Annotated in this window: 17 protein-coding genes; 14 read left to right on the top strand and 3 right to left on the bottom strand. The window is 46.1% G+C overall.

The genetic code is table 11. From position 1 onward, the window contains the following. The first annotated feature begins 24 nt into the window (after positions 1-24). The 3 genes from BLA28_RS10645 to BLA28_RS10635 all read left to right on the top strand — a co-directional run bounded on the left by BLA28_RS10645 (position 25) and on the right by BLA28_RS10635 (position 4,832). Positions 25-2,703 carry a MerR family transcriptional regulator gene (locus BLA28_RS10645; protein ID WP_071699102.1) on the top strand — a complete coding sequence of 893 codons (2,679 nt, stop codon included), beginning with the start codon at positions 25-27 and terminating at the stop codon, positions 2,701-2,703. 301 nt (positions 2,704-3,004) lie between these two features. Next, entirely contained in the window at positions 3,005-3,652 is a 648-nt protein-coding gene (locus BLA28_RS10640; RefSeq protein WP_071699101.1) for a TetR/AcrR family transcriptional regulator, read from the top strand. Between the two features lie 76 nt (positions 3,653-3,728). Continuing rightward, on the top strand, positions 3,729-4,832 hold the full coding sequence (locus BLA28_RS10635) for an alpha/beta fold hydrolase (protein WP_143131491.1): 1,104 nt from the start codon (positions 3,729-3,731) through the stop codon (positions 4,830-4,832). Positions 4,833-4,839: 7 nt separating this feature from the next. Here BLA28_RS10635 and BLA28_RS10630 read toward each other — a convergent pair whose 3' ends face one another. Continuing rightward, positions 4,840-5,388 (bottom strand): TetR/AcrR family transcriptional regulator C-terminal domain-containing protein, encoded by a 549-nt coding sequence (locus BLA28_RS10630; protein ID WP_071699100.1) that lies wholly within the window; start codon positions 5,386-5,388, stop codon positions 4,840-4,842. A gap of 171 nt (positions 5,389-5,559) precedes the next feature. Between BLA28_RS10630 and BLA28_RS10625 the strand changes: the two genes are divergently transcribed. The 11 genes from BLA28_RS10625 (at position 5,560) to mgtE (ending at position 22,107) form a co-directional block, all read left to right on the top strand. Further along, positions 5,560-6,345 carry a nuclear transport factor 2 family protein gene (locus tag BLA28_RS10625; RefSeq protein WP_071699099.1) on the top strand — a complete coding sequence of 262 codons (786 nt, stop codon included), beginning with the start codon at positions 5,560-5,562 and terminating at the stop codon, positions 6,343-6,345. Between the two features lie 316 nt (positions 6,346-6,661). After that, positions 6,662-8,212, top strand: a complete 1,551-nt coding sequence (locus BLA28_RS10620; RefSeq protein WP_044966889.1) for a response regulator transcription factor — start codon at positions 6,662-6,664, stop codon at positions 8,210-8,212. Further along, a complete protein-coding gene (locus tag BLA28_RS10615) occupies positions 8,209-9,924 on the top strand; it encodes a sensor histidine kinase (RefSeq protein WP_081365601.1) in 1,716 nt (571 codons plus the stop codon). The genes BLA28_RS10620 and BLA28_RS10615 overlap by 4 nt, the downstream gene beginning before the upstream one ends. 145 nt (positions 9,925-10,069) lie before the next feature. Continuing rightward, positions 10,070-11,017: an ABC transporter permease gene (locus tag BLA28_RS10610; protein ID WP_242877456.1), complete on the top strand. Its 948-nt coding sequence runs from the start codon at positions 10,070-10,072 to the stop codon at positions 11,015-11,017. Continuing rightward, positions 11,017-11,913 carry a carbohydrate ABC transporter permease gene (locus tag BLA28_RS10605; RefSeq protein ID WP_207650790.1) on the top strand — a complete coding sequence of 299 codons (897 nt, stop codon included), beginning with the start codon at positions 11,017-11,019 and terminating at the stop codon, positions 11,911-11,913. The genes BLA28_RS10610 and BLA28_RS10605 overlap by 1 nt, the downstream gene beginning before the upstream one ends. Before the next feature lie 78 nt (positions 11,914-11,991). Further along, complete coding sequence (locus tag BLA28_RS10600; protein ID WP_025483333.1) at positions 11,992-13,632, top strand: extracellular solute-binding protein; 1,641 nt, start codon at positions 11,992-11,994, stop codon at positions 13,630-13,632. Positions 13,633-13,704: 72 nt separating this feature from the next. Then, entirely contained in the window at positions 13,705-14,910 is a 1,206-nt protein-coding gene (locus BLA28_RS10595) for a glycoside hydrolase 5 family protein (protein ID WP_044967772.1), read from the top strand. A gap of 142 nt (positions 14,911-15,052) precedes the next feature. Further along, on the top strand, positions 15,053-17,158 hold the full coding sequence (locus tag BLA28_RS10590; protein WP_071699098.1) for a hypothetical protein: 2,106 nt from the start codon (positions 15,053-15,055) through the stop codon (positions 17,156-17,158). Between the two features lie 183 nt (positions 17,159-17,341). Beyond that, positions 17,342-18,061 carry a TetR/AcrR family transcriptional regulator gene (locus BLA28_RS10585; protein ID WP_071699097.1) on the top strand — a complete coding sequence of 240 codons (720 nt, stop codon included), beginning with the start codon at positions 17,342-17,344 and terminating at the stop codon, positions 18,059-18,061. Between the two features lie 51 nt (positions 18,062-18,112). Continuing rightward, positions 18,113-20,464 carry a ferrous iron transport protein B gene (gene feoB / locus BLA28_RS10580; RefSeq protein ID WP_071699096.1) on the top strand — a complete coding sequence of 784 codons (2,352 nt, stop codon included), beginning with the start codon at positions 18,113-18,115 and terminating at the stop codon, positions 20,462-20,464. A gap of 218 nt (positions 20,465-20,682) precedes the next feature. Then, positions 20,683-22,107, top strand: a complete 1,425-nt coding sequence (gene mgtE / locus BLA28_RS10575; RefSeq protein WP_242879968.1) for a magnesium transporter — start codon at positions 20,683-20,685, stop codon at positions 22,105-22,107. Here mgtE and BLA28_RS10570 read toward each other — a convergent pair. Beyond that, positions 22,091-23,458 (bottom strand): sensor histidine kinase, encoded by a 1,368-nt coding sequence (locus BLA28_RS10570; RefSeq protein ID WP_071699095.1) that lies wholly within the window; start codon positions 23,456-23,458, stop codon positions 22,091-22,093. The two genes, mgtE and BLA28_RS10570, sit on opposite strands and share 17 nt — an antisense overlap. Then, a complete protein-coding gene (locus tag BLA28_RS10565) occupies positions 23,455-24,150 on the bottom strand; it encodes a response regulator transcription factor (RefSeq protein ID WP_044967779.1) in 696 nt (231 codons plus the stop codon). Before BLA28_RS10565 ends, BLA28_RS10570 begins: the two co-directional genes overlap by 4 nt. Positions 24,151-24,244: the final 94 nt, after the last annotated feature.

Here is a 24,244-nt window from a genome sequence, read left to right as displayed (position 1 = left end):
CATGAGATGAAGGGGGGAATTCTTATGGATTTAGTCAAGATCACAGATCTCACACCACAACTCGGACTCACCTCACGCAGCCTGCGGTACTACGAAGAAGCCGGTTTAATTCAGAGCGTGCGCCTGCCCGGCGAGAAATACCGCTATTTTGACGCCGCCAATATTGAACGTCTGAAGCAGATCATCGTCCTTCGGAAAATGATGGTGCCCATAAAGGATATCCTGCGCATATATGAAAGCGATGATATGAGCGTGGTAGTGCAGGTGTTTGTCAGCCGCATAGAGGAGATAGACAGAGAAGCAGCCGCGCTGACGGAACTCAGACAGGTAACGGATGATTTTTTGAAAACGATGTTAAAAAACGGAGTCCGGAACATCTCCGCCCTACCGCTCCTTTATGAAGCCTTCTGCAACCAGGAACTGGAACAGGTGGATGCGCGGGAAAATAACTCTGTATCCTACGACGAACTGTCTGCGATCTCAGAAAATCTGGCAAAGCCCGTGGAGCCTTCGATTTTGCTCCTGCCTTCCATGCGTGTCCTGTCATCATACCTGAAAGAAGACAATCAGGTGACCGATCCGGACGGCTTTTGGCATTGGGTGCAGTCACGGCGCATTATGACAGGCGGCCCTGGCAGCCATGAGCAGTTCGAATATCAGACGGCCGCGGGGGACGTTTACCTTCTGAAAATGGATGACGATTTTGTAAATGACAGCAAATATATGGACTGCATATTCGAAGGCGGATTGTTTGCTTCGGTAAATGTCTATCTTGATGAAGATTTAGGAGAGCGGCTCCGTTCCCTGGTATCCTTTTTTGATGACAATAAATATTATGAAGTCGATTATGTTCACGGCGGCGGTTTGCGGCAGGAAGCGATGCTTGAAAATTTAATTTCGCCGGATGAAAAGAGGGAGCTCGTTGCCCTGCTCATACCCATAAAGAAAAGGCTGGCTTCCTCCGAACTGTTCGGAAGGCCGGAAGAACTGGAGTGCAGTTCTGTTACCGTGGAGGAGATCGAAAAAGCAAATCCTGTCTTGTGGTCTGAAGAAATCCCCATGGACAAGCTGATTCCGATTAACAGCCCCTTTTACCGTGTTACGGAACAGGGAGAGGCGGAATATATTTCCTGGATATCTACAAGGGTATTGTCCACCGGCATGGATGTGAAGATTCCTTTTCGGGTGGATATGGAATTTCGGGTGGGTGAAGACAGCGGAGGATACGGCCATGGGATGAATGAAGGGAGCATTCGTTTCCATCATGGTGAAGATTTGAATTATATGTTTGGGATTAATATGGATAATAATCCCGATGAGAGATTATCCCAGGAGGCGATCTGTTTCCATCAGCCGGTTTTCGGCGATTACCACAGATACCCCAAACGCGGCGGAATCAGGCCGGGGGTCTATAACCGGCTGACATGGATTGTGGGACTGAAGCATTTTGCGGTGATCATTAATGATGAAATCAGGTACTGCGGTGTTAATTTCCCTTATATGTCGGCGGATTTAAGCTGTCAGAAGGCACTTCCTGTCATTATTGGTTCAAATAGTTCTATAAAAAAGTATTTTCGATCCATCCGTGTATCACAGCTTATGCAGCAGCCTAAGGCTAAAATAAAAGAGGGGGCACTTATTATGATTACGAAGCAAAGCAACAATATGATACCTGATATACACAGATTAATTACCAGTGAGTATGGAGAAAATTACTGGTTCGACGGCTGTGCGAGGTATGTGATGGAAAGCGTGGGAGAATATACCGGGGAACCGGACTTCGGTTATTGCTTTTTCGCGGGACTTACAGGTGATGTCCTGGCACAGGTTTATTCCTACGGCGTATATATGGGGGAAGGGGCGTCCACCTGCAGCGCTGTTCGTGAGGGCGGCAGTTATTTCGAAAGAATTTTTGAAAAATGCGGCTATGCAGGAACCTTTGTTGCTGCACAGCAGCTCGCTGCCAATAAGGAAATGTATATTCAGACGCTGATCGCATATATCGATAAGGGGGTGCCTGTCATAACCTTCACGTACGGCGGACCTCCCATGGGAGTATATGTGGGATATGAAGAATATGGGAAAATATTGCTGTTTCTGACGGGAGACAGGACAGAACCTGAACGGATTCCGGTTGAACGGATCATTGATTCCAATGAGGAATGCCCGAGTACCGCAAAAGGATGGTTTTTCATCGGCGAAAAGAAAAGGAAGGTCAGCCTCAGACAGCTTTACAGAGATATTATTTTTGATATGCCAAAACTGCTCACTGTTAAAAATGAGGAATACTGCTTCGGCCCGGAGGCATTCCGGGCGTGGGCGGAAGGCATTGAAAACGGAAAGCTTGACAGCATGAAGCCCGAAGAATTCGACGATGGCTGGGCGGTACATGTGAGTAATATCTGTAATATGGCTACGAATGGCAGCTGTTCCTCTGCTTTTTTCAGAAGAGTTATGGAACTGAATCCTGATCTGACTTTTCTTGATGAGGTTATCCGGTTATATGAAAGAACGGCACAGATATGGAATAATGATAACGGCAATGATTTAGAAGCCCTTGGCGGCGGCTTTAATGTTACACTGCAGAATCTGCAGGATGAAAGCAGGCGTGTTAGGATCGCGGCTAAGATAAAAGAGGCTGCAGAGTGTATGGACAGAGTCCTTTCCATACTGGATGAGAATCTGGGGAAAATGAGCCGCTGATATGGATGTACATGGCACGGTTGGGCGTTCAAAAGATGGATGGAGCAGAGGAAGATGTTCTGCCCTTGCCTCCGTTTGAAGGTCTGACTGCTGTATTCGATTGCTTTCCGTATTCAATAATTTTCTAAAGATTAATGTTATATTTCGGGAAAAAGCCGCTGCCCATCTGAGCAATCAGATACGGGGAGCGGCTTTTTAATGAATAAAATTGACACTATATCATTTTTTATGGTTGACAATAAGGTGCGTTTCCTTTAAACTATAAATTGACACTATGTCAATTTTGAAAAGAGGACTGCATATGCCGAAAGTCACAGACGAATATCTTACAGATAAAAAAAATTACATCCTTGAATGTACCGGTGAAATATTAAAGGAAAAGCCGTTATATTCCATAACCATGCGTGACATCATCAAAAAAGCCGGTTTCAGCCAGGGAATCATTTATCATTACTATGCCGGTTTAGATGACATCTATGTTGATTATATCAACAAAAACACAACCTATGATTTATTGGAACAGGACATTGACACATTACTGAACTCGCAGCGGGAGGTAAAAGAAATCCTTTCCGAATGTATTATTGCAATAGGCAGGTATATAGGAGAGCTGCTGAAATCCGTCGGGGGGAGAACCTGTTTTGAATTAATTGTTTACTATGCCTACGATTTAGAAAAAAGGGCGGCGGTATTCCCTAAACTGAAGTTTAAACAAAGCCTTGAATATGCACAGAATAAAATTGTGGAATATACCATGGCCAATGTGGAAAAAGGTGTTTTTCACCCGCAAATTCCTGTCCGGTCCCTAATCATGTTTGTAAGCAGTTTTATAGACGGCATCGCGCAAAGTACGGCAACCGGCGTAATGGGAGGCGACGACATTTCGGAAGAAATTAAGGTAATGTTTCAGATTTTGGCAAAGGCTGTGCTCGGATATCTGGAAGCATAAAGGAAATTTGCGGATAAAAAGAATAGTAACAACAGGAGAGGATTAGCAGGAAAAATAAAAGGGGCGGCAGGCAGATATGAGTCGATTAAGGAGAAAAATGTTTATTTTATTATTTATATTTATTATTATTGTTTCCATGTTTATAGTGGCGGCATTTCTTAACAGTCCGGGCAGGCTTACGCCGTTAAAGGATACACAGGGAAATATAATTCCAGGTTCTGTTTCCGAAAAAGTATGGATCGAAATCAACGGAATTAAGCAGGGAATGTTTATCCGCGGGGAGGATATACAAAATCCGGTGCTCCTATACCTGCATGGGGGACCCGGTACGCCGCTTTTTCAATTCATTTCCTATCTGGAAAAAGAAGAACGCCTTGAAAGATATTTTACCGTTTGCTATTGGGATCAGCGCGGGGCGGGAATGACATATGATAAATCAACGGATCCCACAACTATGACGGTAGATCAACTGGTCGAGGATACCCGCGAAGTTACCGAATATCTCAAATCACGTTTTGGTCAGAATAAAATATATCTTCTGGGTCATTCCTGGGGCTCATACCTGGGTGTTAAGACCATAGAAAAATATCCGGAGAATTATCTTGCGTATATTGGTATCGGACAGGTATCCAATCAGAAGGAATCGGAGCGATTAGCCTATCAATATATTCTCAGCAGGGCAAAGCAAATGAACGACAAAGATGTTATAGAAAAGTTGGAAAAATATGACCCGGATGCAGATGATTTTCCGCAGCTCGATTATCTCGTAAAAGGCAGGACAGCTATTCTCAATAAATACGGAATCGGACATTTACATCAGGGGGTTACTTCCTGGGATATACTTAAATCACTCTTTGTGTTCAAGGGATATACTGTTACCGAAAAAATAAACTGGTTCCTTGGCGCTGATTTTTCGATGATACATTTGTTCCCCGGTTTACTGGAAGATGATCTTTTCCTATCATCCGTAAAATTTGAAGTTCCCTTCTATATAACTCAGGGGGCTCATGATTATATGGTTTCTCAAGTTCTGGCAGAAAAATATGCAGAGGCCTGTGAGGCACCAAAAAAGGAGTTTATTTTATTTGAGGATTCGGCTCATTCTCCGAATATGGAAGAACCGGAAAAGTTTATTGAGGTTATGCGCAGAATAGCCTTGGAAAATCCGCTGGAAGAATGAAACCAGCTTATTCACCCTTCGCCTGTATAATAATCTGCTCCAGCAATTCCCCTACCTGCATCGCTATTTCTTCAATCCCAACATGAAATTGATCCAGTACATAGGATTCAATAACCCCAAGTACGGCCATTGCCATAAATTTACACAGGACTTCGGTATCCCTGTGTTCCGAGACCCCTTCCAGCTTATTATTCAGCTGCTCCATAATAAAATCCAGCAGGCGGTGCCGGAAGGAGATGGTACTTTCCGTAGAAAACAAGGCTGTAAAGAATGGTTTATGCTCTTCAAAATAGTAAAACCAAAGGACAGTGCCATCCACAAACCCCATATTCTTCTTCTTTTCGCAAAGGTCAGTAAGATCCCTAATCATTTCATCCACAATCCCGTTCAGAAGATCATATTTATCCAGATAATGCAGATAAAAGGTCTTCCGGCTGATATCGGCTTTTTCTGTCAGATTCTTCACGGTAATGGCATCGAAACCGACGTCAAGCAGCATAGCCAAAAAGGCTGATTGGATCGCTTTTTCTGATTTAACAATTCTACGGTCTGTCATATTACGGTTAACTCCCTCTTTAATACACATATTTTGAAAAATGTGTATTACTACATGGATTCCTGAATCTGGTCATTGCTTATAAAAGAAGCGTGATTTATAGTTATTATACACGAGTGTAATAATACACGCAAAGGCCAAATTCAGACAAAAGTTAAGGAGAGATAAAAAATGACAAGAACAGCTGAAGAACTGATGACACATCATATTAATTCCATGATGAGTATGAAAAAGGATTCGAATCTGGATGAAGCATTGTCAGACTATTCCGAGGAATTGGTTGCAATTACCCGTTTGGACGGGCGAACCCGTACCATGGGGCACGATACCCTTACCAGTGTTATGCGTACTTCTCTTTCCTTTGCAATTAAATTGGGAATGGATATTGAAAATGCTGTTGAGAAGCTGAATTTCCTGTACCGCCAAAGTACAGAAAATTATATCGCCCTAGTTGCCTCCATGCCGCCTTTTTCTTCCTTCGCTTCTTTCACATACATGGTGGAAAACGGAAAAGCGGTTTATGTGAGCGGCTTTGCCAAAACAGCGGTCAATATGCCGTCCCTGGGCGTGAAAGCGCATCCGTTCCCAAGCAATGCAGAGGCGATGGCGGTAACGGACAGGCATTTTGCCAATTTGAAAGAGCATAATGCAGAAGCGCTGATTGCCGGTTATGCCGATGATGCGATCATCCTTACGAATCTGTGTGAGCGTCCGCTGGAAGGAAAAGAGGATATCCGCCGTTACTGCGGGGGATTGATTCAAAGAGCCGGTGAGAAAATAGATGCGTTTACCGATCCTGCCGCAAAGATTACAGTAAAAGAAGCGGTTGCGGAATTGAGCTGTATCGGTTTCCAGCACAGGGCGAAAAAGCAATGCGGCATACTGACACAGCGGATTCGGGATGGGAAAATTATTTTTGAATCACTTACATTCCAGAATGCTGAACCGGTTATATAAATAGCAGACAGGGCCGTCACTTGATGAGTGGCGGCCCTGTCTGTTTCTCTATTTCGATATTTCTCATTTTTCCCTTTTAAAAGCGGTGTTATATACATAATGTCTAATTTCGAACGGATATTCTTACGAAAAGTGGTTTTTCTTACTAAAATATGATATGATCAAGAAACAAAACGAAAAAACCGTAAGTGACGTGCCTTTGATTATTTAAGACCATTTATTACAGAGAGTGAGTTTCGAAGGATATACAGAGTATAGAACACAATCAGTTTTTTTACAGCAGGAAAAAGAATTGCTGCGGACAGGGGAAGAATGAATGAAATTATTACTGGTAGATGATGACAAAATTATCATTAACAGCATGCCCGGCTCCTTTCCATGGGCAGACTGGGGAATCACAGAGATCCGGACTGCCTGGTCAATCAAACAGGCAAAAAAAATTCTGGAGGAGGAACAGATTGATATTCTGCTTTGCGATATTGAAATGCCTATGGGCACCGGAATAGAATTGATCGAATGGATGCAGGAAGAAGTTCCCGCCCCTGTTGTAACGCTCCTTCTGACCTGTCATTCGGAGTTTCAGTATGCCCAGCGGGCCCTGCAGCTTGGGTGCAGTAATTATTTGTTGAAACCGGCTGAAGAGGAGGAACTCAAGAAAGCGATCCTTGATGCAGAAGAAAAAGTAGTGGAATATAGAAAAAGAGAAAAAGAACGGAAAACGCAGGAACAGAAGATACGGAATATGGATGCCTTTTGGGAAACACTAATGGCTCATCATATCAGCTGTGGTGAGAAGCTCAGGCGTGTCTGTGAAGAGTATGAGGTAAAGGAACAGCTTCGCTTCCTTCCTGTATATGTAACAGTAAAGCACCATTCCTATAAAATTCGGGACATAAATCCTTCCCTAATGTCATTTATTTTGGAAAATGTGCTCCGGGAGGTACTTCGCGGAGAAAGGTATGCGTTGGTCAATAAGTATGATGAAAGGCTTTGGCTGTTTTTTCCGGAAAATCCTTCAAAGGATCCTTTTCAACCGCTTCTGCAGGTGTCTGACTGGATGGAAGAAAATTATCATTGTGCACTTTCCTGTTATTTTGGACAGATACAGTTTTTGACTGGATGGGAGAAGGAATGTGAACTGCTGCGGCAGGCGGATGCTCAGTTTGCGGTAAGTCCCGGGATTTATACTGCTTCCCAGGTACGGCATACTCATTTCATGCCGTTTGAACTGCCAAACGTTATGAAGAGCTGTTTTTCCGGCCTGTTTACTGCCGGGAAATATACGGAACTGCTGCAGAAGATGAAGGATTATTTTCTGGCACTTGCCCCGGAACAGTGTAATACGGCTTCTCTTGATGCCGCCATACGCAGAATGGATCAGGAATTTGAACGGAAGCTGGAGGCAGATGCGAAAGAGAGGTTTCGGAAAATCCAGGTTCAGCTTTTCAAGGAAAATCCGGCTTATACCAGAACTGTTCCGGGGCTGTTGGAATATTATGAGAGGATGTTTGCCTGTATTAAGGAGGAGCGCCATGAAACGATGCCGGAATCCATTATACAGAGGGTTAAATTGTATATTTCCATGAATATGCAGCAGGAGCTTTGCCGTGAGGAGGTAGCGGCATACGTGGGACTGCATCCGGATTATCTGAATCGGATTTTTAAAAAAGAAACGGGAGTTTCTCTGAAGGAATATATTGCTGATGCAAAAGTACAGATGGCGTGTGAACTGTTGGAACAGACTAATTTCTTTGTTGGGGAAATAGGAGAGATGGTGGGGTATGTAAATTTTTCTTCCTTTACCACTTTTTTCAAAAATCGTACGGGACTGACACCAGCGGCCTGGAGAAAGGAGCATTCGCAATGAGAAAAGCCAGGGGAGGAATTCGGAGAAGATGGCGTTTGCGCGACATATGGTTTGCAATTGGAGCTATTTTGCTGGTTCTATGGATCATGTTTATTACGGTAAGTACAGTTACTATGTTTGCATTGGATCGGCAAAGCAGGGAATCTATGCAGGGAGTGCTGGATTTTGGTTCCTCCAAGTTGGAGAGCAGGCTTAGGCAGATTGAAAATTTTCTGACTGTAACATTGGTTTCCGATGACAAGTTTGGCATGCTCCGCAACACTTCTCTCAGCTATGCGGACAACCTGCGGCAGGTGGCTCGGCAGATGGATTCCTATGGCCAGTATTTTCCTGATTTCAGCGGTATATTTTTCTATGAGCCATCAAGAGATATTCTCATCAATAAGCAATGGAATGATATTTCCGCTTATTCCATGACTTATGTGACCAGGCGGATGGAAATACGCACGCGCATGAAAACACTTTGTATAGGAGAGGAGCAGGAACGGGCGATAGGAGAGTGGACAATTGAAAATATTGACAATAAATGGACTGCCTTCTATATCTATTACCACCAGGGACAGTATCTGGGAGTATATGTGTCTCTGGACGGGATATGGAACCGGATTATTGATTTAGAAGGAGTGGCCGGGTTTGAGGAATCCGGTCTGACCGATAGGGATGGATATGAATTAACGGGAGATAAGGAGCGCACCTTCGGACTGGAGAGTTCCTCATATTGGGAGGAGGGAAGACGTTATCTGCAGCTGACCGAAAAAATCGACGGTTTTCCGGCAGCTATTGTGACGCTGGTACCCAGGCAGCAGCTGCGGGGAAACTGGATGATATGGTGGACAGGACTTATTGTTCTGGCTGTTTTAAGCGGTTTGTTTTTGGTTTATCTGCTTCTGACACTGCAGAGAGTTCTTTTCGCACCGCTTTCCGAATTAAACCGACAGATGAAAACCTTTTCCGAAGGAAATCTGGATACTCATATAACAAAACTTGTAGGCTGTCAGGAGGTACGGGAGCTTTCGGGCACTTTTAATGAAATGACAGGCCAAATTCACGATATGAAGATTGAGAACTATGAGAAAAGGCTGGAAGAGCAGGAAACCTTTCTGAAATATCTGCAGATTCAGAAAAATCCTCATTTTTTCCTTAATATGCTCAATGTTATCTATTCTCTTGCAGCTTCCGGAAATGTGGCTCAGATTCGAACTATAACATTGGAGCTGATCAAACATGTGCGGTACGTTCTGTCTGTAGAAAAACCACTGGTACCGCTTTTGCAGGAGCTGGAATTTACTCATAATTATCTGGAGATTCAGAGGATCCGGTTTCCCTATGAAATAAAGATGGAAGAGGAAGGGTTTACAGAAGAGATCATGCAGATTTCCGTGCCGCCGCTTCTTTTGCAGACATTTGTGGAAAATGCGGTCAAGTATGCTTTGTCCAGGGAAGATACCTTGAGAATACATCTGGAGGCAGAATACAGGGACAATGTACTCACGCTTCGGATTAGTGACAGCGGTCCGGGATTCCCGGAAACAATGCTGGAAGAACTCAATATATCCGGAACAGTATCGGCGGATGCACGCGGTGAGCATATCGGGATACATAATGTATTGTCCCGCATGAAATTATTGTATGGGTCTGCCTACGGATATCATTTTACGAATCTTCCCACGGAAGGGGCACAGGTGGAACTTATTCTTCCACAGCAGGTCTGATTTTCAAAAATAAGAAGTCTAATATTCAAAAGTTTTTTTTACCCATTTGTTTTATTATAAAGGCATCACAAATGCGCCGGCACGTTTGTGCCGGCTTTTTATTCTACGGCAGGAGAACGAATAGAACAGGACAGGAGGAATGAAATTGAAGGAAAAATTACAAATAAGCTGGAAAACATTCAAAAAACAAAGAGAATTACAGATATTTGCCTGGATCGGTATGGCGGTTTTATTTGTTTTTTCTTATCTGCCATTGAGCGGTATTATTATTGCTTTTAAGGATTATAAGATTCAGATGGGCTTTTCAGGGATCTGGACGGCAGACTGGGTGGGAATCCGATGGTTTAAAGAACTGTTTTCTTATTACCGTTTCAGTGAGATTCTTCGAAATACGGTGGTACTGAGTATCTTGAAACTGCTCTTTACTTTCCCGGCACCGATTATTCTGGCTCTGCTTTTAAATGAGATGAAGGTACAGAAATTTAAAAAGGCAGTTCAGACAGTTACCTATCTGCCGAACTTTATCTCATGGATTTTAGTTTATACTATTGCAAACTCTTTCCTGAATGCGGATATGGGCCTGATTAACCAGATACTGCAGGACTGGGGCCTCATTAAAGCACCTATTCAGTTCCTGACTTCACCGAATTTGTTCTGGGGAGTAGCGACTTTTTTAGCAATCTGGAAGACTACCGGTTACTGGGCAATCATCTTCCTGGCTGCAATCAGCGGCATTGATTCCCAGCTCTATGAAGCGGCGCAGATTGACGGTGCGGGCAGACTGCAGCGGATCCGTTATATCACTTTCCCGGGAATCAAGGGATCCGTCGTGACAGTACTGATTCTTTCCATCGGCGGCCTGCTGGGAGGCGGAATGGGCGGTTCTAATTTTGATCAAAGCTATATTTTCGGAAATGCCATTAACAATTCGGCTTCCGAGATTCTGCAGACCTATGCCTTTAAAATGGGATTGTCAGAAGGCCGCTTTGCATACGCAACGGCTGCAGATCTGGTACAGTCCGCCGTTTCAGTGATATTGATCCTGGTGAGTAATAAGGTGGCAAAGAAGATTACCGGGGAGGGAATATTCTGATGAGAGAAAGTAAGCAGATGAATAAAAGAAAAATAAGATCCCGAGAGGATTTGGCTGTGGATATAGTTGTTTGGTTCTGCCTGATCATTGTCCTGCTGATAACGGCTTATCCCTTCTGGTATGTGGTAGTGGCATCTTTCAGCGATGGTTATGATTTTATGAGGGGTGGTGTATATCTGTGGCCCCGTATTTTCACCCTTGATAACTATAAAAATCTGCTGGGACAGAAGATTTGGACAAACGCCTTTGTAGTGTCTTTTATCCGTACCATCGCTGGGACTTTTCTGACAGTATGTATGACCTGCCTGGTAAGCTATACTCTGTCGCGTAAAGATCTGATGTTCGGCAAGATATACCGTTTCCTGGTGGTGTTTGCCATGTATGTATCCGGCGGCCTTATTCCCTATTATATTGTCCTGAAAAATCTTCATTTGGTAAATACCTTCTGGGTGTTTGTAATTCCATCCATGCTGAACCTGTTTTTTATTATCGTGGGCATGAACTTTTTCGGTTCCATTCCAATGGCATTGTTGGAGTCCGCCAAGCTGGACGGGGCTTCGGAATTGAAGACTCTGATTCGAATCGTAATGCCTATTTCTACACCATTCATCGCAACATTGTCTTTATTTTCTGCCGTGAACCAGTGGAATTCATGGCTTGATTCTTCTTATTACGTCAATAAAGAATCCCTGCGGACGGTAGCTTACCGAATGCTGGTAGAAATCAACCAGTCTACCGGAGCATCCATTACAGGCGGTACTATCACTACAAAGTCGACTACTTTGACGACACAGGCAACTGCCATGGTTACCAGCATGCTGCCTATCATGTGTGTTTATCCGTTCCTGCAGAAATATTTTGTACAAGGATTGATGCTCGGAGCAGTCAAGGAGTAAAGATATTTGGAAAATTCAGCGGTTATCAGACTCCGGGGAGTCTTTTAATAAAAACAACAAACATATAAGGAGGGTACTATGAAAAGAAAAGGAATAAAATCTTTTATCAGCATTGGTCTGGCATCGGCAATGTTACTGACAGCGTGCGGCGGCAGTGCAGCTTCTTCCGGCAGCAATGAAACAGTCCCAAAAGAAGAGAGCGCAGCGGAACAGACGACTGCGGCAGCGCAGTCAGGAGAAACTGCAAAAGCGGACAGTTCGGACATTGTAAAACTGAGGTTTTTCAATGATGAAACATGGTGGCCTTATACTGTATGGGAAGGCAGAATTCCTGAAAAAATCAGTGAAAACACAGGTGTGACCTTTGAGGTGACTACAGCAGCGGACAGCACGGCATTGAATCTGATGATCGCCTCCGGAGATTTGGGAGATATCATTCTTACCAGTGACAATGCGAAAATATCCAGACTGCAGAATTCCGATATGTGTTATACACTGGATGAACTGGCACAGATGGCAGGTGAAGAATCTTTTGATGTGCATCCCGTATTGAGACTGGTGAACACGGCTGATGATGGAAACCTGTATACCATTATGTGCGGTTATTCTCCGGACTATTATATGGAAGAATATCCGAAGGCTGTTTATGAAACCACAGGTCTGGTAGTTCGCGATGACATCTATGAAGCGATCGGTTCTCCTGAGATCAACAATCTGGATGAGTTTGAAGCAATGCTGGCTGAAGTAAAGAAACAGTATCCGGATGTGGTTCCCTTTATGTATAACTACACACATACAAACGGCATCATTAAAATGCTGTTGGGGTCCGATGCCGGAATCGGCGGTTTCCTGGATGTGGACGGGCATGCAAAGGCATTTATAGAGGATCCTGTCCTGGAAGATTATTATGAACTGATGAACGACTGGTATCTCAAAGGTTATATGACAGATGAGAATTTTGCATTTACTTCCGACAGTGACGATTCAGATTACATGGCAGCAGGCAAACTGTTTGCGCTGGCGAAATATTCCAATACTGCTGATGAGATGGGTGTGACTCTGGGAGAAGCAGGCTGTGACTACAGACTTGTTCAGCTGACCGATATCATTTCTAATCAGCCGGGTGCAAAGCATCTGCAGACAACGGCTGGCTGGAGAGGATTGTTTGTACCCAAGAGCTGTTCGGATCCTGTTGCCGCCTATAATTTTATGAAATTCATGTACAGTGAAGAAGGACAGTGCCTGTCTCTTTGGGGTGAGGAAGGAACCGATTGGAACTGGGATGAAGAACACAGCTATCCTGTCCTGAACTATGATTTTGAATCTCCTACCGAATCAGACGGTATGAAATTCTGGGGCTGGATCTATCATGATGGCGTTAGAAACACACTTCCCGGATATGGTAATGAAGGACAGACCTTTAAAGCAAGAGAAGCAGCTACTTCCATCTCTGAAACAAACCCGGTACTGGGCATGCTTCGTATGGGTGCAGATTCGGAAGAACAGACAATTATGAATAATCTGGTGGAACTTTATAATAACATGACTGCACAGATTATTACGGCTTCCACGCCGGAGGAATCCAAAGCCCTGTATCAGGAAATGCTGTCCACTGCCAAGAGTATGGGAGCAGATAAACTGGATCAGTGGGCTGATTCCAAATATGCGGAGAAGAAGGCGGCATATGATGAAATAAAAGATGTCGGAGCGGACTATTAATATATTTAAAGGAATGAATCTGATGTGACAGGAACAAGGGCGGCGGAACCGCATAAAAAATTGGGAGGGTTTATGAGACCATTAAAAGATTACAGCAATATTAAAGGATTTAACTATTCTCTGGCTTCACTCAAGGACTATAATCACGAGATTGAAGTGCGGAACATGGGATATGCAAAGCGCCTTACGCTCAACAGTTGCCGCCTGTTCATGCACATGGAGGACTGGAAAAAGGATTCTGAAAGGTTCCTTGATAATCTCAGGGATTTCATGACTGTTGCATATGATCACGGAATCACCACTACGCCAATCCTGCTGATGCCCTATTTTACGGATGACCAGACACCTTACTGGCTGTCGGAGGATCATTCCTGTTCTCCCATTCCCGGGTGCTATTACCCGGAAAACTACAGCATAGGGGAAGCATATGTGTCTGATATCATTAATGCAGTAGCTTCACATCCCGGCCTGCTGTTCTGGGATGTGATGAACGAGCCCAGCTGGCATGGTTTCCTTCTGAGTGTGGATGATCCGCAGGAAAAACAGAAAAGATTGGATATGGTATGGGATTTTGTGCGACATTTTATCAAATTTGTCAGAGAAAAGGATCCGGTAAATGCACTTGGCGTGGGACATACATTCATTGAGGATACGGAGTACAGCAGGACAGGGGAACTGGTAGATATTATTATTTTTCATGATTATCTGGAAACCAGAAGCCGGGTGGAAGCAACCTGCAGGCGGGCGGTGGAGTTATCTCAAAAATACGGCAAGCCGGTAATTAACAACGAGACGGGCTGTCTGTGCCGCTCCAATCCCTATGATATGGCAGTGGAGACAGCAGACAGATATGGGATTGGCTGGTATTTATTTGAACTGATGATAGAGGAAGAAGGCGGTATGTGGAGCAAGGTACATGGTATAGTATATCCGGACGGAACGGTACGAGATCCTTCTATTGTGGCAGCCATCCTGGGATTCTTCAGAAATCGGAATGAAACAGCCATACAGTCGGATGTGAACCAGGAAGGCCACGCAGATAAGGCGATCGCCGCCGCCCGGGATGCATTGGAAAAAAGGGCAGGAGCGGAGGAACTGCTGGAGGCTGCGGAAAATGTAGCTAACCTGCTGGAAGCAGGGGAACTGGTGCCCATGGCAGTACCGCCTACCGCCAGGATTGCTGCCTACCGGAGATCGGAAAAGAAGGATATCAGAGAGATAAGGAGTTTCCTTTATAATCTGGTGTGCCGGCTTAAAGAGGGATGCGATATTGTGTAAGGGATTTTGAAGACTTCTGCAGGAAAAGGCAGTAGTAACTGCCAGAAGGGAACAGTCCGCCGAAAGAAAAGAATAAGGAAAATGCAGTGCCGTGGATACAGTCAGTCTGCGGCATTGTGCTGATTAAGAAAGGTATAGAAAAATGAAAAAGGGACTGTATTTTATGGGGTGGCAGAGGGATATGTGGAATTATCATCCCAGTCTGCCGATGAAAAATATGCATATGATTGAGGATATCATAGAAATGCATGGTAATATGCTGCTCTGGTCCTGTTTGGGAAGCGGTGCCATCGGCCTTCCTTATCTGGCTTTGGAAGCGGAAGGGGCAGTTGAACCCAGAATGCGGCTGTACGGCTATATGAATGACAGGGAATTTTGCGGGGAATGTCGGAAAAGGGGAATACGGCCGTTTGCAGTGCTCTGGAAGGCACAGCTATGGGAATTTGCGGCAGAATGGAATGAAGATGAAACACAGCTGCTGGCTTTGAATATACACAGGGATGCCGGTGTGAAAAAAGGATACGTGGGTATGAGCGAATTGTCCGTCAACCGTTATCCCTATGTATTTCCTCCTATAGAGCAATTTTTTCCGCAGGGGCTTACTGATTTCAAAGGAGATAAAGTTGGGGATTACCTTGAAGAATTTAAGGCTGTTTCCCTGGAAGGCAGGAATATCCTGGCACGATGGCTGATGGCTCCGGAGCATGATCATAAATGCTATTCGGCATGCGCGAATAAAGACTCTTATCTTGCCTATCTGAAAAAAGAAACAGAAATGATGATTGATGCAAATGCCGGCGGTCTGCATATTGATGAGTATGATTCTCAGAAGCATGTGTTCAATAATGCAGGCTGTTTCTGTCCGGAATGCGTGGATAAATTCAGAAGATATCTCAAAGAAAAGAGGATATCTTTGCCTGCGGATGCAGGAGAGTTGAAAGAATTTGACTATCGGGCCTATCTGCTGCAAAAGGGATATGGGGACAGAGACCTGGTAGCGGGAAAAGGGAACCAACGTTGGGAAATTCCTTTGTTCCGGGAATATGCCCGGATGCAGATGGACTCCATAGAATATGTGGTACGGGAAGTGGCGAAGCATGCAAAAGCCTATGCGCGCAGACAGCGGGACGAGGAGTTCCCCGTGAGCGCCAACCTGTTCAATTGTTATCCCCATAGCTGGGACTGCAAGAAGCATCTGGATATCCTGGCTGGGGAAAAGACCAACATCTCTCTGCGCCAGGATGGCTGGTATCAGTTTGCATTTGGATGGCTGAACGGAAAGGAATGCTGTTTTGTGGAGGATCCCAATCAGTATGTACGGGATATGGCAGAAGATATGAAGAATGGTATCAATGACAGGTTTATCCTTTTTCTCCTTGAGCCTCTGGCACATGGGTTCCATCTGGCTTTCCCCTATGGTTCCTGGCTGCAGAATCAGGTAAAGGATGCGCTGTGGCCGGATCTTCGTATGCTGAAGAGGCTTGGGCCATGGCTGGATGAACATGAAGCGGCTTTTCCCATGAATCCTGCAGCGGATTTGGCTGTTATTTATGATTGGCAGTCCGCCAGTGAAAATCAGTGGACAAAGCCTCCGGCAGGATGGCAGGGAGTCTATGGAAACGGGGGACTGCCCGAGGAATTGGGAGATGAAGGCGCTTTTGCGGGGGATGGGGAATTTGACAGCTTTTTCCGGCTGCTGCAGAAGCTGAGCGACAGACATATTCTATACCGGGTGATCTATGAAAGCCCTGATGAACCGCTGTGTTATGAGCGGCTCAGTTCTTTCGGCATGGTGCTCCTGCCGGATGCCTTTGCCATGCGTCGGGAGGATATAAAATTGCTCAGAAACTACCAGAACGGTGGGGGACAAGTGATTACAGTGGGGCAAGAGCCTGAGAATGGATTCAGGGCGGACAGACATTTTGAGGAAGAAAATATGGATGCGCTGATTAAAATGCTGGAATGCCGTGAACAGGAAATCACTGCGCCGGAGGAAGATGGATATGGGATTGCCTGGCATGACACAGGAAATGGAAGGGCACTGCATATCATCAATTACAGTTATGATAGTGACAGCCACAGGATAAGGAATCTGCCGAAACTCTGTTTCCGTCTGGGAAAAACGTGGAGGCTGGGATGTGTCAGTACTTTCCCGGAAAATCCACTGTTGGAGGTTTCATACAGACAGCAGACACTGGAAGTAAAAAATGCAGGAATTTATACAATTATTGAACTCATGGATGTATAAGAAATAAAAAATAATGTCTGGGCGGAGGAAAGGTTTATACTTTTCTTCCGCTTTTGTTATCTGCAGGATTCGTCTGTGGGCCCTAATGTAAAATCTTCCGTACCACCTTGACAACCAAATCAAAGTGTGACAATATAAAGAACGTAAAAACATTTTATTTTTTTATTTTCACGAGGATGAATCATGGCCATTAAATTTACAGAGCGTGAGATGATCGGGATACGCCGAAAACTGAAGGACTACGCCCGCCGGACCGTCGTACATACCTCCATGCAGAAAATCACTATCGGCGACCTGGCGAAGGCGGCCGGGATTTCACAGAGCGCCTTTTATAAGTTTTACGATTCCAAGGAGCTGCTCTTTTTCGAGATCATGGAGGATATGCACTCGGATCTCGCGGAAAATATGAATAAGTCTCTTCTGGAGTCAAGCGGCCTGCCGCCGCAGGAGCGTCTGGTACAGGCTATGCGAAGCGCTATCCGTTATATGGATGAGATTGAACTGATGCGTTTTTTCCAGGAGGATGTCCCTGTCATCCTGATGAAAATGCCGCAGGAAATTCTGGATAAGCACTATCACAGCCACGATGTCCATATACGAAATGCACTCAAGGGATCGGGGATAGAAATCAAAGTGCCGGATGATGTGCTGTCATCTCTGATCCACATCCTTGCTTACTCGCTGATACATAAAGAGGATTGCGGCAGGCAGTACGATTTGGCGCTGGACGTCCTGATTCGGAGCGCAGGTGAGTATGTGCTGACCGGCCGGGTGCCGGGGGGGGGGGAGGATAATCCCCTGTTTATGAAAAAAGAAAGAATGCCCGCAGAGCGCGGCATCTGTTTTTTTCACCATTGGTTAGCTTTTGCTAACGTACAAAGATATCTGTTTCAGTTTATCTGATATCAGAAGCAGGATACGTGTTTTCCACTAAAATGAGAGGAAGTGGTTACAATGACATTAAAAGAATTGGGAATTGGAAAAAATGCGGTTATTCTTTCCGTAGGCGGAGAGGGCGCGCTGCGGCAGCACTTTTTGGATATGGGACTGATCCCGGGCGCGGAAGTGACCATGGTAAAATTTGCGCCGATGGGGGATCCGCTGGAACTGAAAATCCATGGGTATGAGCTGACGCTCCGGGTCGCGGACGCGGAAAAGATAGAAATAAAGGAGGCTGCGATTCATTCCGGAGAAGGCGGCGCGCATAAGCCAAAGCGTGATATTTCCCATCCGGGTCTGGGAGAAGGCGGCAAATATCATGAGAAAAAAGAGGAGCATCCGCTGCCGGAGGGAGAAATACTGACCTTTGCTTTAGCGGGAAATCAAAACAGCGGAAAGACAACGTTGTTTAACCGGCTTACGGGATCGAACCAGCATGTGGGTAATTTCCCGGGTGTCACCGTGGATCGGAAGGACGGTGCGATTAAGGGACATTCCAACACACTGATCACCGATCTGCCGGGTATTTATTCCATGTCCCCTTACAGCAGTGAGGAAATGGTGACAAGGGAATTTATCCTGCGGGAAAAACCGAAGGGAATTATCAACATCGTGGATGCGTCCAACATTGAACGGAATCTGTACCTGACGATGCAGCTGATGGAGCTGGATGTTCCGATGGTGGTCGCGCTGAATATGATGGATGAGGTGCGGGAGAATGGCGGTTCCATCCGAATCAATGAAATGGAAGAATTGCTGGGGGTGCCGGTGGTTCCGATTTCCGCGGCAAAAAACGAAGGGATTGATGAGCTGATTGACCATGCCCTGCATCTGGCGAAATATCAGGAACGTCCCCGACAGGTGGATTTCTGCAGTGCAGATGATGAAAGAAGCGCAGTACATAGATGTATCCACGCTATCATGCATCTGATTGAGGATCATGCGCAGCGCGCGGGTATTCCTATCCGTTTCGCGGCCTCCAAGCTGGCGGAGGGTGATCAGGTGATTCTGGAAGCCCTTGAACTGCAGGATAATGAAAAAGAGATGCTGGAACATATCATTCTTCAGATGGAATTGGAGTGCAGTCTGGACCGGGCGGCGGCCATCGCGGATATGAGGTTTCATTTTATCCAGGAGGTTTGCGGGCAAACAGTGGTAAAGCCGCAGGAGAGCAGGGAGCATGCCAGAAGCACAAGGATAGACAGGATTCTTACCGGAAAGTATACGGCAATCCCGGTATTTATCGCAATTATGGGGCTTGTATTCTGGCTGACCTTCAATGTGATCGGCGCATGGCTTTCCGATCTGCTGGATATGGGAATAACCTGGCTGACGGATGTCACCGACGCGGCACTGACAGCAGGCCATGTGAACGCTGCACTGCAGTCGCTCATTGTGGACGGAATTTTTACGGGTGTGGGCAGTGTGCTCAGCTTTCTGCCGATCATTGTCACACTGTTCTTCTTCCTCTCGATTCTGGAAGACAGCGGCTATATGGCGAGAGTGGCCTTCGTTATGGATAAGCTTCTGCGGAAAATCGGCCTGTCCGGCCGCAGTATCGTGCCGATGCTGATCGGGTTCGGGTGCACGGTACCCAGCGTCATGGCCTGCCGGACGCTCGCCTCGGAACGGGATCGTAAAATGACGATTTTGCTGACACCCTTTATGAGCTGTTCCGCAAAGCTTCCCATCTACGCGTTTTTTACCGCCGCGTTCTTTCCGAAGCACGGGGCTTTGGTCATGGTCGGTCTGTATTTTATCGGGATCCTGGTCAGCATCCTGACGGCTTTTGTGCTGAAGGGGAGTCTCTTTAAAGGCGAGGCCGTGCCGTTTGTCATGGAGCTGCCTAATTACCGCATGCCCGGAGCGAAGAATGTGGTGCAGCTTTTGTGGGAAAAGGCGAAGGATTTCCTGCAGAGGGCTTTTACGGTGATATTTATCGCCACTATTATCATCTGGTTCCTGCAGACCTTTGATTTCCGATTTAATATGGTGACGGATTCCCAAAACAGTATGCTTGCCTCGGCAGCAGGCGTTATCGCGCCGATATTCAGGCCCCTGGGCTTTGGAGACTGGAGGATTTCCACCGCATTGATCACCGGGTTTATGGCAAAGGAAAGCGTTGTTTCCACTCTGTCCATTTTAATCCCGTCCCAGGAAATGCTCATGGGGCTTTTAACGCCGCTCACAGCTATGGCATTGCTGGTGTTCTGCCTGCTTTATACGCCGTGTGTTGCGGCTGTAGCATCGATTAAGAGAGAGCTGGGCGGAAAATGGGCTGTTGTCGTTGTGGTCGGGCAGTGTGCAATCGCATGGCTTGCGGCAGGAGTTGTCCGTCTGATTGGGCTGCTGTTTGGAATCGTATGAGCGGCCTGCATAGTATGACGGGCGGCGGCAGATACTGTTATTTTAATGTAGAAAAGAGGTGGGCAGCATGGATCCTGGACGAAGTACGTCGGATGATAACAGTCGCAGCCCCAACACTGAATAGCGGCACCGAAGTATTATGACAGTTCCGGCTGGCATTTTGGAGCGTCCGCCTGTGTTGGGAGTGAAGCGGGTAATTTTTCAACAAGGAGGAAAATATGATGCCAAATACGGAAATGTTGACCAATGTGCAAACAGGGGAAATGCCGAATTACGAAAGGGAGATCATCCGGATTATCAGGGGAAATGATACGCCGCCGGTCATGAAGGATAAGCTTATGGCTTACCATGAGAACAGCATTGCGGCGGCCCTTTCAGATATGAGTGTTTCCGAAAGGCAGCGCCTTTATCGGATTCTTGATGTTGACGATCTGTCTGATGTTATCGAGTATGCCGAAGAAAGCGCCGTTTCGGGCTACCTGGAAGAGATGGATATTAAAAAGAAAGTAGCCGTTCTTACCAAAATGGATGCGGATAAGGCTGTCTTGCTTCTGGAACAGCTGGATAAAAAAGAACGGGAGACTCTGATTGAGCTGCTCGGCGATGATGTAAAAAAAGACATCGCGCTGATTTCGTCTTTTGATGAGGATCAGATCGGCAGTAAAATGACCACCAATTTCATTGCCCTTCATGCAGATTTATCCATAAAACAGGCTATGAAGGAACTGATACGGCAGGCGGCCGATCACGATAATATCGCAACGCTGTATGTTGTGGATGATAACAATATATTTCGCGGGGCCATTGTACTCAAGGATCTGATTGTCGCGCGGGAAGGCAGCCCGCTGGAGGATCTGATCATTACATCCTATCCCTTTGTTTACGCCAAAGAGGAGATCGATGACTGTATTGAGCGGATTAAGGATTATTCAGAGGACTCTATCCCTGCGTTGGATGAAGAAAACAAGCTTCTTGGTATCATTACGGCCCAGGATATCATCAAGGTGGTTGATGACGAGATGGGCGAGGATTACGCCAAATTAGCAGGTCTGTCGGCGGAGGAGGATCTGGCGGAGCCTCTGAAGGAGAGTGTTAAAAAGAGACTTCCCTGGCTCGTTATTCTGCTTGGTCTTGGCCTGGTGGTTTCATCGGTGGTGGGTCTGTTTGAGGCGGTTATGGCGCAGATCACAATCGCTGTCTTTTTCCAGTCGCTGATTCTGGATATGTCCGGTAATGTGGGAACACAGTCTCTGGCGGTTACGATTCGTGTCCTGATGGACGAAAACCTGACCGGAAAGCAGAAGGCCCGGTTAGTTTTTAAGGAAGGGCGTATCGGCTTAACCAATGGTTTGCTTCTCGGGAGCCTGTCGGTGGTGTTTATTGGTTTCTATATCCATTTTTCGCAGCATGCAACATGGCAGTTCTCTTTTGGAATATCCGTATGTATCGGGCTGGCGCTGGTTCTTGCGCTTGTTATTTCCAGCCTGATCGGAACAGTGGTACCTATTTTCTTCAAGAAAATCAAAATCGATCCGGCGGTGGCCTCCGGTCCGTTGATCACAACCCTGAACGACCTGGTTGCGGTCATTACTTATTATGGTTTGGTGTGGTTCCTTTTGATTGAGGTTATGCATATCGCATGATCCTGATTTCAACACATAGCCCATGAGGAGCATTGTTGGAAAAATGGATTTCCCCCTGATGCACCTTCACGATTTGCCTGACTATCTTCAGGCCCAGCCCGTGATCGGCATTATTCGTTTCCTTACAGGTGCTTGGTATTGCATGGCCGCTGTTCAGGGACTGTAATTGAGATTCGGACAGTCCTGTTCCGGTGTCGGAGACAGTAAAGATGCAGCAGTTATCTGTCGATCCGATCAAAACAGTTATTCTGCAGCCCTCCGCATTGTGCAGGATACTGTTGCGTATCAGATTGCTTAGCATGCGGCGCAGTAAGGCATCGTCCGCATACAGAAGAATCGCTTTTCCGGGATGTTCTTCAGAGATCTCCAGTTCACAGGCCTCTCCGAGGCCGTTGTTAAGAAACTCGCTTACGACCTGCCTTGCCAATTCCACCGGGTTAACCGGCTGCTTTTTGATTGGCTGCAGGGAATACTCTAATTTCGTTGTCAGATTCAGGTCGGTCACTAATTCGGTCAGCTTTTCACCCTGCGTCCGGATTATTCCGGCCTGTTTTCTTGTTGTCTGCGGCAGGGACGGAGTATCTTCCATTTCACTGGCATAACCCAGGATCATGGAAAGGGGTGTCCGGATATCATGGGACACTCCACGTATCCACTCTGCCCGGGTATTGTCTTTTTTTATCAGATATTCCCCTGTCCGGTTCAGGCTGGCGTTGATTTCCGCCAGATCGCCTTTTTCCTCCAGCCGGAAGGCCTTTCCCTGCGAGAGAGAATGAATGCCTTCTAAAATGGGCTCGATTGCTCGTTCTATCCGGCGGACATTCCGTAAAAACAGATATATCATTAAAAGGATGTTAATAACGAAAATGACCGCTATCCCGGTTAAGGAGGGCAGGGCATACCGGCTCTGCGTGGAAGAATAAAACTGGATGACACTTCCGGGAGGAAAGCCTATGACCAGAAGCCCGTCTGTCCGTTTCCAGATATGGATGGGGTAATCATTAAGGTACCACCGGCTGAAGAGGGCGACATCCGTTACGGAATATTGGCGCGGAAGCTCCTCCGGAAGGCCCTCTTCCCAGATAACCTTCCCGTCGTCACGCAGTATCATGGCCCAGGCTTTTGCATGCTGCAGCAATTCCTGTGCACTGGTGTCGGCTATGAGTTCTCCGTTCTGTAAAACAATATGGCCGGAAAATTCTTCTGTCGGGAAGCTGGAATCTGCGGCGCCGTTCAGATAAAGAATCAGGGCAAAGGTTCCCAACAATAAGAGATTAACGGTAAAAAAAAGGACCAGTATGCCGACCGTAGAAAGGATATAGCGGCGGAAAAAACGTTCAACAGCATTCATCTTTTCACTCCTTTGAGATAGAGCCGGTATCCCAGGCCCTTCACCGTAATAAGGGAAACGGGCTTTGAGGGATTCTGTTCTATTTTTTCCCTCAGATGCCGGATATGGGTGGAGAGAGTGGTTTCATAGCCCTGCCAGAATTCCCCGCAGACAGTCTCGCATAATGAGCCGGTTGTGACTATACGTCCTGCATTTTCATATAGCTTTTCAATCAGCTGCAGTTCCTTTGCCGTCAGGGAAAATGGTTTCTCGCCGCGCCAGCCTTCCGCCTTGTCTAAATCAATGGTCGCAGCCTCCAGATAAATCCTGCGCTCCTTTTCCGGGTAGGCCCTGCTCATAATTGCCTGTACCCGGAGCAATAATTCTTTTGGTAAAAAAGGCTTCGGCAGATAGTCATCCGCGCCGCCTTCAAAGCCTGCAATTCTATCCTCCGCCTCGCCGCGGGCCGTCAGCATGAGGACGGGTATCCGGCTTGTCCGGCGGATCTCCTTCAGTACGGCTATTCCATCCATGCCGGGCATCATCACATCAAGAATTATCATAGAAGGCTTTGCTTCCTTCCATATTTTCAGAGCGGCTTTCCCGGAGGCAGCAGTTAAAATCCGGGTATATCCGGCCCGTTCGAAAATAGATTGAAGCATTTCCAGCAAATCGGTTTCATCATCCACAAGAAGAATTGCTCTGTCCTTCATATGGCCCTCCTTTCTGTCATGTCTTTATTATATGGCAAGTCATCCGGTTTTCCTATTTGATCCCGTAAATCTCAGAGTAAATTTAAGGCAGGCT

It is taken from the genome of Eisenbergiella tayi (assembly GCF_001881565.1).
In the GTDB taxonomy this organism is placed as follows: domain Bacteria; phylum Bacillota; class Clostridia; order Lachnospirales; family Lachnospiraceae; genus Eisenbergiella; species Eisenbergiella tayi.
The sequence above is the reverse complement of the archived record's forward strand: the minus strand, read 5'-3'. Positions and strand labels throughout refer to the sequence as shown.